Annotated in this window: 10 protein-coding genes; 3 read left to right on the plus strand and 7 right to left on the minus strand. The window is 74.6% G+C overall.

Features of this window, described 5'->3' with window-relative positions; genetic code table 11:
* The first annotated feature begins 67 nt into the window (after nt 1–67).
* Both ACFC0Z_RS22905 and lgt read left to right on the plus strand, forming a co-directional pair.
* The gene (locus ACFC0Z_RS22905) at nt 68–934 is read left to right on the plus strand and encodes a DsbA family protein (RefSeq protein WP_376440913.1); all 867 of its coding nucleotides are present in this window, start codon (nt 68–70) and stop codon (nt 932–934) included.
* A gap of 64 nt (nt 935–998) precedes the next feature.
* Entirely contained in the window at nt 999–2,009 is a 1,011-nt protein-coding gene (gene lgt, locus ACFC0Z_RS22910; RefSeq protein ID WP_376440915.1) for a prolipoprotein diacylglyceryl transferase, read from the plus strand.
* 73 nt (nt 2,010–2,082) lie between these two features.
* Here lgt and ACFC0Z_RS22915 read toward each other — a convergent pair whose 3' ends face one another.
* The 7 genes from ACFC0Z_RS22915 to ACFC0Z_RS22945 form a co-directional block, all read right to left on the minus strand.
* A complete protein-coding gene (locus ACFC0Z_RS22915; RefSeq protein WP_376440918.1) occupies nt 2,083–2,919 on the minus strand; it encodes an HpcH/HpaI aldolase/citrate lyase family protein in 837 nt (278 codons plus the stop codon).
* Complete coding sequence (locus tag ACFC0Z_RS22920; protein WP_376440920.1) at nt 2,916–4,142, minus strand: CaiB/BaiF CoA transferase family protein; 1,227 nt, start codon at nt 4,140–4,142, stop codon at nt 2,916–2,918. The genes ACFC0Z_RS22915 and ACFC0Z_RS22920 overlap by 4 nt, the downstream gene beginning before the upstream one ends.
* Nucleotides 4,139–5,059: a ribokinase gene (gene rbsK, locus ACFC0Z_RS22925; protein ID WP_376440923.1), complete on the minus strand. Its 921-nt coding sequence runs from the start codon at nt 5,057–5,059 to the stop codon at nt 4,139–4,141. Before rbsK ends, ACFC0Z_RS22920 begins: the two co-directional genes overlap by 4 nt.
* Nucleotides 5,056–6,639 (minus strand): ADP-ribosylglycohydrolase family protein, encoded by a 1,584-nt coding sequence (locus ACFC0Z_RS22930; RefSeq protein WP_376440924.1) that lies wholly within the window; start codon nt 6,637–6,639, stop codon nt 5,056–5,058. The genes rbsK and ACFC0Z_RS22930 overlap by 4 nt, the downstream gene beginning before the upstream one ends.
* Nucleotides 6,636–7,787, minus strand: coding sequence for an ADP-ribosylglycohydrolase family protein (locus ACFC0Z_RS22935; RefSeq protein WP_376440926.1), 1,152 nt, complete (start codon nt 7,785–7,787; stop codon nt 6,636–6,638). The genes ACFC0Z_RS22930 and ACFC0Z_RS22935 overlap by 4 nt, the downstream gene beginning before the upstream one ends.
* Nucleotides 7,768–8,967 (minus strand): ADP-ribosylglycohydrolase family protein, encoded by a 1,200-nt coding sequence (locus ACFC0Z_RS22940; RefSeq protein WP_376441309.1) that lies wholly within the window; start codon nt 8,965–8,967, stop codon nt 7,768–7,770. The genes ACFC0Z_RS22935 and ACFC0Z_RS22940 overlap by 20 nt, the downstream gene beginning before the upstream one ends.
* A 587-nt stretch (nt 8,968–9,554) precedes the next feature.
* Nucleotides 9,555–10,550, minus strand: a complete 996-nt coding sequence (locus tag ACFC0Z_RS22945) for an ADP-ribosylglycohydrolase family protein (protein WP_376440929.1) — start codon at nt 10,548–10,550, stop codon at nt 9,555–9,557.
* Between the two features lie 265 nt (nt 10,551–10,815).
* On the opposite strand from ACFC0Z_RS22945, the gene ACFC0Z_RS22950 reads away from it, so the two are divergent.
* Nucleotides 10,816–11,544: a VIT1/CCC1 transporter family protein gene (locus tag ACFC0Z_RS22950; RefSeq protein ID WP_376440931.1), complete on the plus strand. Its 729-nt coding sequence runs from the start codon at nt 10,816–10,818 to the stop codon at nt 11,542–11,544.
* Nucleotides 11,545–11,866: the final 322 nt, after the last annotated feature.

The following is an 11,866-nucleotide window of genomic DNA, read 5'->3' on the forward strand; positions in this document are numbered from 1 at the left end:
TCGCCCATTCGGGTGGATCTGTGACCGGGGAGGCACGCACGTGCCTCCCCGGTTCGTTGCTGTGGGCGTGAGCGAGAAGAACCGTGGTGACGGTAAGGGGAGCGCGCGGGAGCGCCTCCAGCAGCAGCGCGAGCGCGACAAGGCCCGGGCCAAGCAGCGGCGCGTCCTCGTCGTGTCGGCGGCCGTGGTCGGCGTCCTCGGCCTCGCCGCCGTCGTCGGCGTGATCGCGGCGAACAGCGGCGACGACGGCGGCTCGGACAAGGCGGGCCCGGTGGTCTATCCGACGGGCTCCATCGAGGGCGACAAGCCGGCCATTCCCACGGGGAAGACGGACGCCCCGTCGACGCTCGCGATCTGGGAGGACTTCCGCTGCCCGGCGTGCGCCCAGTTCGAGACCGTCATGCGGGACACCATCCACGAGCTGGAGGCCTCGGGCGCGCTCAAGGCCGAGTACCACCTCGCCACCCTCATCGACGGGAACATGGGCGGCAGCGGCTCGCTCCGCGCGGCGAACGCCGCCGGGTGCGCGCAGGACGCCGGCAAGTTCACCGCGTACCACGACACGCTCTACAGCAACCAGCCGCCGGAGACGGACGACGCCTTCGGCAAGAACAGCAGGCTGATCGAGCTCGCGGCGAAGGTGCCGGGACTCGACACGGACACCTTCCGGAGCTGTGTGAACGACGGCACCCACGACAGCTGGGTGAAGAAGTCGAACGAGGCCTTCCAGAGCGGCGGCTTCCGGGGCACCCCGACCGTCCTGCTCAACGGTGAATCGATCTTCCCGACCAAGGGGAACGAGCAGATCTCCCCGGAGAACCTGAAGAAGTGGGTCGCCGAGGCCAACAAGGGCAAGAAGCCCGGCACGGCCACCCCCTCGGCCCCGGCGGCCTCCGCCTCGGCCTCCGCTCCGGCCTCTCCCTCGGCGGGTTAGTTACCCATACGTTGCCGGGTGGGCTGCCGCCCCGCCCGCCCGGCAAGGTAGCGTCGGTCCTGCCATGGACCTTGCCTACATTCCCAGCCCGTCGACCGGCGTGATCAACCTCGGACCGATCCCGCTGCGCGGCTATGCCTTCTGCATCATCATCGGTGTCTTCGTCGCCGTCTGGTACGGCAACAAGCGCTGGATCGCCCGGGGCGGCACCGCCGGCACCGTGGCCGACATCGCCGTCTGGGCGGTGCCCTTCGGCCTCGTCGGCGGACGCCTGTACCACGTCATCACCGACTACCAGCTGTACTTCAGCGAGGGTCAGGACTGGGTCGACGCCTTCAAGATCTGGGAGGGCGGCCTCGGCATCTGGGGCGCCATCGCGCTCGGCGCGGTGGGCGCCTGGATCGGCTGCCGCCGCCGGGGCATCCCGCTCCCGGCGTACGCGGACGCCATCGCGCCCGGCATCGCCCTCGCCCAGGCCATCGGCCGTTGGGGCAACTGGTTCAACCAGGAGCTCTACGGCAAGCCGACCGACCTCCCCTGGGCCCTGAAGATCACCGAGAGCGCGAACCGCGAGGCCGGGCTCTACCACCCGACCTTCCTCTACGAGTCGCTCTGGTGCGTCGGCGTCGCCGCCCTCGTCGTCTGGGCCGACCGCCGCTTCAAGCTCGGCCACGGCCGCGCCTTCGCGCTGTACGTCGCCGCGTACTGCGCGGGCCGCGGCTGGATCGAGTACATGCGCGTCGACGAGGCCCACCACATCCTCGGCCTGCGCCTGAACGTGTGGACGGCGATCATCGTCTTCCTGCTCGCCGTGGCCTACATCGTGATCTCGGCGCGGCTGCGTCCGGGACGCGAGGAGGTCGTGGAGCCGAAGGCGGCCGCGGCCGCCGCCGTCGCGAAGGACGGCGCCGAGCCGGCCGACGAGGCGGACGCGGTGGACGCGGTGGACGGTGAGCCGAAGGACGCGGAGGGCGCCTCCGAGGACGGCGAGCCGAAGGACGCCGAGGAGAACGGTGCCGGCAACGGTGCCGGCAACGGTGCCGACAACGGCGCCGGGTCGGCGGCCAAGGGCTGACCTGCCCGTCACCCCCGTCGTGAGAGGGCCGCCGGAACCACTGGGTTCCGGCGGCCCTCTCGTGTGTACGGGGTCAGGCCCAGGCCGTACGGGAGGCGAGGGCGAGGACCCGGTGGGCGCCCTCGACGACGGCCGCGTCCACGAAGCGGCCGTCCGGGAGGGCCAGGGCGCCGTGGCCCGCGGACGCGGCCGCCTCGACGACCTCGCGGGCCGCGTCGATCTCCTCGGCGGTGGGGAGGTAGGCCCGCTCGATGACGGGCAGCTGGCGGGGGTGGATCGCGGCCCGGCCGAGGAAGCCGAGGGACCGGCCCCGGGCGCAGTCGGCGGACAGCCCGTCGAGGTCGCCGACGTCGGGGTGCACCGACTGGGCCGGGGGCGGGAGGGCCGCCGCGCGGGCCGCGACGACCACGCGGCCGCGCGGCCAGTCGAGCCCGGCGTCGTCCCGTACGCCGAGGTCCGCGCGGAGGTCGGCCTCGCCGAGGGCGATGCCGCGGACGGCGGGGTGGGCGGTGGCGATGGCGTACGCGTGCTCCACGGCGAGGGCGTTCTCCAGGAGCGGATAGAGGGGGAGACCCGGGGCGAGCTCCGCGATCCGGTGGATGTCAGTGGCGTGTGTCACCTTGGGTACACGAAGACCGCGGAGGCCGGGGAGGAGGGCCAGGGTGGGGATGTCGCGCGGGGTGTGGACGCGGACGTGCACCGGGACGGGGTGGGCGTCGGCGAGGAGGTCGACCGTGGCGTCGAGGGCGTACGCCTTGCGGTGCGGGGCGACGGCGTCCTCCAGATCGACGATGACGACGTCGGCGCCGGAGGCGAGGGCCTTGCGGACGACCTCGGGGCGGTCCCCGGGGGCGTACAGCCAGGTGAGAGGCGTGTGCAGCCGGTCCGTGCCGCGGTCGGGGCCGCTCATACCGCTCCCTGGGTGCGGAGGGCGTCGATCTCGGCGGGGGTGAGGCCGAGTTCGGCGAGGACGGCGGTGGTGTCGGCGCCGTGCGGGCGGCCGGCCCAGCGGATCGCGCCGGGCGTCTCGGAGAGCCGGAAGAGGACGTTCTGCATCCTGATCGGCCCGAGCTCGGGGTCCTGGACCTCGGTGACGGTGTCCAGCGCGCGGAACTGCGGGTCGTCGAGGACGTCCCGGACGTCGTAGACGGGGGCGATGGCGGCCTCCGCCTTCTCGAAGGCGGCCATGGCCTCGTCGCGGGTGTGGCGGGCGATCCAGTCGCCGACGGCCTCGTCCAGGACGTCTGCGTGCGCGGCGCGGCCGGTGCCGTCGGCGAACCAGGGCTCCTCCGTCAGCTCCGGCCGGCCGACGAGCCGGAGGACACGCTCGGCGATCGACTGGGCGGAGGTGGAGACGGCGACCCAGGAGCCGTCGGCGGTCCGGTAGGTGTTGCGCGGAGCGTTGTTGCGGGAGCGGTTGCCGGTGCGGGGCTGGACGTAACCGAGCTGGTCGTACCAGAGGGGGTGGGGTCCGATGACGGAGAGCATCGGTTCGATGATCGCCATGTCGACGACCTGGCCGCGGCCGGTCGTGTTCCTCGCGGTGAGCGCGGTCATCACGGCGTACGCGGTGGCGAGGGCGGCGATGGAGTCGGCCAGGCCGAAGGGGGGAAGCGTGGGCGGGCCTTCGGGCTCGCCGGTGATGGCGGCGAAGCCGCTCATCGCCTCGGCGAGGGTGCCGAAGCCGGGGCGCCGGGCGTACGGGCCGAGCTGGCCGAATCCGGTGACGCGGGCGAGGACCAGACGCGGGTTGACGGCGGAGAGCTCCTCCCAGCCGAGGCCCCAGCGTTCCAGGGTGCCGGGGCGGAAGTTCTCGACGATCACGTCGGCTCCGGCGGCGAGGGAGAGGAGGGTCTCGCGGCCGCCCGGCGAAGAGAGATCGAGGGTGATGTTCCGCTTGTTCCGGCCGAGGACCTTCCACCACAGACCGACGCCGTCCTTGGCGGGGCCGTGGCCGCGCGACGGGTCGGGCTTGCGGGGGTGCTCGACCTTGACGACGTCGGCGCCGAAGTCGCCGAGGAGGGTGGCGGCGAGCGGACCGGCGAAGAGGGTCGCGAGGTCGAGGACGCGCAGCCCCTGGAGAGGTGCGGGGGCGGACGCGGGTGCGGGTGCGGGTGCGGGGGACGGGCTCATACGGCGTCGGCCTCCTGGGCGGTGAGGGAGCCGAAGGCCGCCTCGATCTCGGTCCGGTACGGCATCGAGGTCGACGCCCCCTCGCGCTGTACGGAGAGGGCGGCGGCGGCCTGCGCCCAGGCGAGGGCCTCCGGGACGGGGCGGCGCTCGCCGAGAGCGACCGCGAGGGCGCCGACGAACGTGTCCCCGGCGGCGGTCGTGTCCACGGCCGTGACGCGCGGCGCGGGGACGGTGAAGGGCTCGGTGCCGCGGGCCGCGTACAGGCTGCCGGCGGCCCCCAGGGTGACGACGACCTCGGGGACGTCCCGGAGCAGGGCCAGCGCGGCGGCGCGGGGGTCGGTCAGGCCGGTCAGGGCGGCGGCCTCGTGCTCGTTGGGGACGAGGAGGTCGGTGGCGGCGAGGAGTTCGGCGGGGAGGCGCTGGGCGGGGGCCGGGGTGAGGACGGTGCGGACGCCGAGGCGGCGGGCGGTCGCGGCGCCCTCCACGACGACGGAGAGGGGGAGTTCGAGCTGGAGGAGGAGGCTGTCGGCGGTGCCGATGAGGGCCTCGTCGCCGTGGCTGAGAGAGGTGACGGTGGCGTTGGCGCCGGGGACGACGACGATCGCGTTGCCGCCCTCGTCGTCGACGACGATGTGGGCCGTGCCGGAGGGGCCCTCGGCGGTGCGGAGGAGGTCCGTGTCGACGGCGCAGTGCTCCAGGTTGGCCCGGAGACGGGCGCCGAAGTCGTCGGCGCCCACCGCGCCGATGATCGCCACCTCGGCGCCGGCGCGGGCCGCGGCGACGGCCTGGTTGGCGCCCTTGCCGCCGGGGATCGTGCGGAAGGCGCGGCCGGTGACGGTCTCGCCCCGGGCCGGGGCCCTCGGGACGTAGGCGACGAGGTCCATGTTCGTGCTGCCGAGTACGACGATGCCGGTCATGGGCGTACAGCCTCCAGGAGGGTCAGTTCGGCGAGAGTGTCGAAGCCGATGCCGTCGAAGGACGCGACCGAGGTCGCGAGACGGTTCTTGAGAGGGGAGGTCCAGCGGTCGGGCAGCCGGTCGGGGTGACCGGCGAGCAGCCCGGCGACGGAGCCGGCGGTGGCGCCGTTGGAGTCGGTGTCCCAGCCGCCCGACACCGCCGCGCAGACCGACCGGGAGAAGTCGCCGTCGGCGTGGGTGAGGGCGGCGGCGAGGAGAGCGGCGTTCGGGACGGCATGCACCCAGTGGTACCCGCTGAGCGCGGCGTGGAGCCGGTCCACGACGGAGTCGAAGTCCGGGATGGCGCGGGCGGTCTCGATGCCGAGGCGGACGGCGCGGGCGAGCCGGGAGTCCGGGGGGACCACCCCGAGACCGTCGGCGAGCGCCCGGTGGACGTCGGCGGTGCCGGTGGCGGCGGTGGCGACGGTCGCCGCGACGAACATGGCGCCGTAGATGCCGTTCGCGGTGTGGGTGAGGGCCGCGTCCCGATGGGCCTGCGCGGCGGCGGCGACCGGATCCCCGGGATGCGTCCAGCCGTGGACGTCCGCACGGATCTGGGCGCCGATCCACTCGCGGAAGGGGTTGCGGTGCAGGGCCGTCAGCGGGGGTTCGACGCCGTCGAGGAGGTTGCGGTAGGCGACACGCTCGGCCGTGAAGGTGCGGCCGGCGGGGAGCTCGTCGAGCCAGAGGCGGGCGACGTCGGCGGTGGTGAAGTCGCGGCCGTACCGCTGGAGGAGCAGGAGGTTGAGGAGGGGGTAGTTGAGGTCGTCGTCCTCCGGCATGCCGTCGATGTTCTCGGCGAGCGAGGTCCCGGCGGAACGACGGTTCCAGGGGTGGGCGACGAGGAGCGCGGGGGGTACGCCGCGGGCGGTGAACCAGGTGCGCAGCGGCCAGTTGCCGGCGGCGCGGGCGAGGGCGCGGATGGCCGGGAGAGGAAGCTTCTCGACGGGCTTGCCGAGCAGACAGCCGACGGCCCGCCCGACCCAGGCGGCGTGCAGCCGGTCACGCAGGGCGGTGCCTTCCCCCACCCCGCCCCTCCCCGCAGCGCCAACCAGCGACTCCGCCGCGGGCCTGCCGGGCCCCGGGGCCCCCGCTGCTCCGCACGGGGGCTGGCCGGGGGTCGGCGCTTCGCGCGTCGCGTGCAGGGCTTCGGCCCTTGCCCGCTGGGGTGTCGGCGCTTCGCGTGACGCGCGGGGGGTTCCCGGTGGGGGAGCGTTCTGTGGGGTCGGGTGTGAGGGGAAGGGTGTTGTCGGTGGGGGTGTGGCCGGGGTTGTCAGGGACTGGATGTCCCTCAGGGCGGAGGGCTCTTGGAGGAGGGTGGGGAGGGGGAGGGTGGTCAGGGTGTCCAGGAGTTCCTGGGCCAGGGGGCGGAGGTCCGGGCGGGGGTGGGGGGAGGCGCCTGCCGACGGCGGGGCCGGGGGGCCGCCCGCCGTTGTCCAGCGGGCCGCCAGGGCGGTGGCGTCGCGGCCGTCCTCCCGGGCCTGGCGGAGTTCGTGGCCCACCAGGTCCTCCGGCTGGACCCAGGTCAGACGGAGCGTCACCGGGCCGTGCCCGTCAGGGCGGCGAAGGCCGACTCGTGGGCCCGGCGGCGGGCCGTGTCGCGGGCGTGGATCTCGTGGGCGACCGTCGTCAGCGCCCGCGCCGGGGCGTGCAGGTCCAGGCGGCTCGCCTCGGCCACCCGCTTCGCCCACTCCGCCGGCACCGTCGCCTCGCCGTGCAGCGCGCCCACGATCGCGCCCGCCATCGTGGCGATCGAGTCGCAGTCACGGCCGTAGTTGACCGCGCCCAGGACCGTACGCCGGAAGTCGCCCTCGCCGACGAGCAGCATGCCGAGCGCGATCGGCAGCTCCTCGATCGCGTGGAGGCGGGAGGGGCGGCGGGCGCCGAGGGAGGGGGAGCGGTAGTCGGGGCCGACCGAGTCGAAGGGGGCGACCGCCTCGCGGAGGGGGGTGAGGGCGGATTCGAAGTTCGTGTGGCGGCTCGCCACTTCGGCCACGGAGTCGATGGCCGCTCTCGTGCCGTCCTTCGCCAGGGACAGCGCCGTGTCGACGACCGAGCCCGGCGTCGCGTCCGGTGCGCACGCCGCCGCGACCGCCGCCGCGAAGACGCCCGCCGCCTCCCGTCCGTACGAGGACTGGTGCGCGCCCGCCACGTCGATCGCCTCGGCGTACGCGGCGGCCGGGTGGGCCGCGTTCACCAGGCCGACCGGCGCCATGTACATGGCCGCACCGCAGTTGACGATGTTTCCGGTGCCGGCCTCCCTGGGGTCCACGTGGCCGTAGTGCAGCCGGGCCACGAGCCACTTCTCCGCGAGGAAGATCCGCTGGAGGGGGAGGGCCTCCGCCTCCAGTTCCGGGATCCAGACGGGCGTGGTGGTGAGTTCGGGGACGAGGTGGTCCGCGACCGCGTACGCGTCCAGGTGGCCGCGGACCCTCTCGTACACCCTGATCAGCGCGTGGGTCATCAAGGTGTCGTCGGTGACGTGCCCGTCGCCCTTGTGGTACGGCGCGATGGGGCGGGCCGTGCGCCACGCGTCGCCGTTCCAGGGGCCGACGATGCCGGTGACCCTGCCGCCGTGACGTTCCAGGATCTGCTGGGGGGTGTACCCCTCGACGGGGCCGCCGAGCGCGTCGCCGACGGCGGCTCCGACGAGACTGCCGGTGATCCGGTCATCCAGTGTGGGTGTCATGTCGGAATTGTCCACCTGGGGTGGCCGGTTCCGTGGCTCTGAGGATCCCGGCGAGTTCCACCAGATCCGTACCGGCGAGACGGGGCAGCGCGCAGCCCGCGAGCGTCCGGCAGGCGTCCCGCCAGGTCCCCGGGACCGAACGGCCGCCGCCCAGCGCGCCGGTGAGCGCTCCGGCGAGGGCGGGGGCCGAGTCGGCGACCCGGGACAGACAGGCGGCGGCCGGGACCGCGGCCGTCATCTCGCCGCGCGCCGCGGTGGTGAGGGCGAGGGCGACGGGGACGGTCTCGGCGGCGGCGATGCCGTAGCTGTAGACGTGGTCGACGATCTGGTGCTCCAGGAGCGGCACCAGTTCGAAGGCCGAACTCGCGGTCCTGGCCAGCTTCACGGCGTACCGGGCGTTGCGGCCGATCTCGGTGACCGGCGGGAGCTCGTCGAGCGCCGCCTCCACGGCCTCGTCGGCCGTCGCCCCCGCGAGGGCGGCGGCGACGGCGGCGGCCACGGCGCGGGCGCCGTGGACCCCGTCCCCGTCCTGGGTGTACCGGGCGTCGAACTCGGCGAGTTCGGCGGCGGCGCGGGGGTCGCCGGGGTGGACGACCGCGAGGACGGCGGCACGGACACAGGCGGCGTCGTCGAAGTAGTGCGGGTTGTCGTGGCCGGTGGCGGGCGGGCGCAGGCCGGTCGCGAGGTTGCCGAGGCCGGCACGGACGGAGATGCGGGCACGGAGGGGGAGGACGGCGGACTCGACCTCGGGGGCGCGGTCGGCGGCGGCGGCGACCTGGCCGGCGAGGGCGTTCCAGGCGAGGTCGACGGCGGCGCGGAGGCGGCGGTCGGGGGGCAGCGTGGCGAAGGCGGGGCCCGAGGCGGTGAGGATCGCCTCGGCGGTGAAGGCGGCCCACTCGGCGTCGTCGGAAGGACCGAGGCGGAGGGGCTCGGGCGGCTGGTTGAGGGCGATGGGGACGGGGAGGGTGGTGGTGGCGTTCTGCTCCGCGAAGGTGTCGAGCTCGCGGGTGAGGCGGCGGGTCCATTCGGGCATGCGGGCGGCGCGGTGGCGGGCGGCGGGCCAGCCGGCGGCGTCGCCTGCGGCGATGCCGAGGAGGAGGCCTTCGACCGCTTCGCGCGAAGCGCGTCGGCCCTGCGGCGCGCCCTGCGGGGCGGGGGCCTGCTCCTTGGTGCCCGGCACCTGGGTGTGGCCCTCGGGGCCGGGGCTCTGTGTGCCGGCGCCCGGCGCCGGGGCGTGGCCCTCCGGGCCGAGGGGCTGTGTGTCGGCGCCCGGCACCAGGGGGCGGTCCGGCGCGAGCAGGCCCTGCGGGCCCGTACCCGGCAGCGCGGGGTGGTCCCGCGGGGCAAGGCGCGAGGAGCCGGTGTCCGGCAACGGGTGCTGTGCCCACCCTCCCCCAAGCTCTCGGCTTCGCTCGAGCAGGGGGGACCCCCTTCGCCCTGCGGGACGACTGCCCACAGCGGCGGTGGCGGGGGCCACTGCGGTGGCGCGGGGCCCCACAGAGGTGGCGCCAGGGCCCGCGGCGGCGGTGCGGGGACCTGCGGCGGTGGTGCCGGGGTCCACAGCGGCGGCATGGGGACCTGCGGCGATGGTGCCGGGGCCCGCAGCGGCGGCATGGGGGTCCGCGGCGATGGTGCCGGGGCCCACTGCGGCGGCGCGGGGGCCCGCGGCGGTGGTGCCGGGGTCCGCAGTGGCGATACCGGGGTGTCGGGTCTCGGTCGTGGGGGAGGGGGTGTCCTCGGTCGGGGGTGTCGGCGGGGGCGTGGGCATCAGGTGGTCGTCTCTTTCGTCAGGAGGTCCGCGATGGCGAGGACGTGGTGGCCGCGCATGGACGGGAGGCAGCTGCCCGTCACGGGGGCGATGGCCGCGGCCCAGTCGGACGGGATCGCGGTCACCCCGCCGAGCGCGCCGGCCAGCGCGCCGGCGACCGCGGCCGTCGTGTCGGCGTCGCGGCCCATGTTGACCGCGGTCAGGACCGCCGTGCGGAAGTCGCCGCGGGCCGCCGCGAAGGCGCCGAAGGCGAGGCCCACGGCCTCCGGGGCGAGGTCGGTCCAGGGGTAGCCGCCGATGACGACCGCCGAGCGGACCTGGCGTTCGCGGGTCAGCGGGTCCGGCTGGACGCGCTGGGCGGCCACCACCGCGCGGCGCAGGGAGCGGGCCGTCCAGGAGTCCATGGGGATCACGGAGAGGGCTGCCGCGATGACGGACGTGACCGTCGCGCCGGTCATGGCCGCGGCCACGCCCGCCGCGACCGCCTGGCCTCCGTAGATGCCCTCGCCCTCGTGGCTGACGCTGCCGTCGATGGCGACCAGGCGGGCCGCTTCCGCCGGGCGGCCGGCCGCGAAGACGCCGAAGGGGGCCGCGCGCATGGCGAGGCCGTCGCTCCACGCGTGGCGGTGCTGGGCGGAGATGGGGGCCGCGAGGCCCCGGCGGAGGTTTTCGAGGGTGCCGCGTTCCGAGAAGCCCGCGCCCCGGAACGGGCCTTCGTCGAGGTCGGCGATCCAGCGGTGCCAGGCCCGTTCGACGTGGTGGACGGTCAACGCCGAGCCGTGCCGGGCCAGAAGGAGCGCCGAGAAGATCGCGTACTCCGTGTCGTCGGTGCCGGCGGGGTTGTCCGTCACGAAGCCTTCGATGCGGCCCCACTTGCGGCGGATCTCCGAGGGCCGCATGTTCTCCGCGGGCGCGCCGAGCGCGTCGCCGACGGCGAGGCCGAGGAGCGCTCCCCTCGCCCGTTCGCGCGTGTCGCATGCGGTGGTGGTCGCCATGTCGCGGCCCCTTCCTCGGGTGGGGCGCGCACGGTCGGCGCCCCGATGCCTGGATCTGTGCCACCACGGGCCGCGAACTCGCCGAAGAAACGTCTCTGTCACCCGGCTGACACCGCGCCAGATGTGCCGCGGGAAGGCCAACTGCACTGAGGCAGGCCTTAGTAAGTACGGCCTGCCTTGCTGGCGGACCCCTTACATCGGGCGTATTTTCGATGCTGTTGGGGGCGGCGGGTGCAACCCGGCCCGCCGGAACGAGGGGAGAGTCATGTCCATCATCGAAGCTCAGGCGCCACTGCACGAGGCCCACCGCGACAACCACACGCACCGTGACGTGAACGGCGGTTGGCTGCGCCCCGCCGTCTTCGGCGCGATGGACGGACTGGTCTCCAACCTCGCCCTCATGACCGGCGTCGCGGGCGGCGCCGTCTCCTCGCAGACCGTCGTCATCACCGGGCTCGCGGGCCTCGCCGCCGGCGCCTTCTCGATGGCGGCCGGCGAGTACACCTCCGTCGCCTCGCAGCGCGAGCTCGTCCAGGCCGAACTGGACGTCGAGCGTCGCCAGTTGCGCAAGCACCCCGTCGACGAGATGGAGGAGCTCGCCGCGCTGTACGTGTCCCGGGGCGTCGAGCCCACGCTCGCCCGCGAGGTCGCGATGCAGCTCTCCCGCGACCCCGAGCAGGCGCTGGAGATCCACGCCCGCGAGGAGCTCGGCATCGACCCGGACGACCTGCCCTCGCCGGTCGTCGCGGCCGTCTCGTCCTTCGGCTCCTTCGCGCTCGGCGCGCTGCTGCCCGTCCTGCCGTACCTCCTCGGCGCCACGGCCCTCTGGCCCGCCGTCCTGCTCGCGCTCGTCGGGCTCTTCGCCTGCGGTGCGCTGGTGGCCCGGGTGACGGCGCGCGGCTGGCTCTTCAGCGGCATGCGGCAGCTCGTCCTGGGTGGTGCCGCGGCGGCCGTCACGTACGGGCTCGGCATGCTCCTCGGGGCCGCGTTGTAGCGCGGAGGAAGGGGAAGCGCGGATTCCGTACCTGTACGGAATCCGTACCCGTGCGGATTCCGTACCCGTGCGGATTCCGTACCCGTACGCACCACCGAGAGGCCCTCAAAAGGGGCCTCTCCGGCATTTCGGGGCGCGATTTCGGGACGTAAGCCCCGGAAGGGTTGTGACGTATATCCCTGGTCCGATCCGCCGTAGCGGTGAGACACTATGCGGGACGCAACATATGTAGCCGGTTACCCGGCGGTTTCGAACTCGTGACCAAGGGGAATGAGAAACCACGGCATGAGCGTCCCCCCGGGCAACGAAGCCCGTCCTTCCT

This window comes from Streptomyces sp. NPDC056144 (genome assembly GCF_042264145.1).
In the GTDB taxonomy this organism is placed as follows: Bacteria; Actinomycetota; Actinomycetes; order Streptomycetales; family Streptomycetaceae; genus Streptomyces.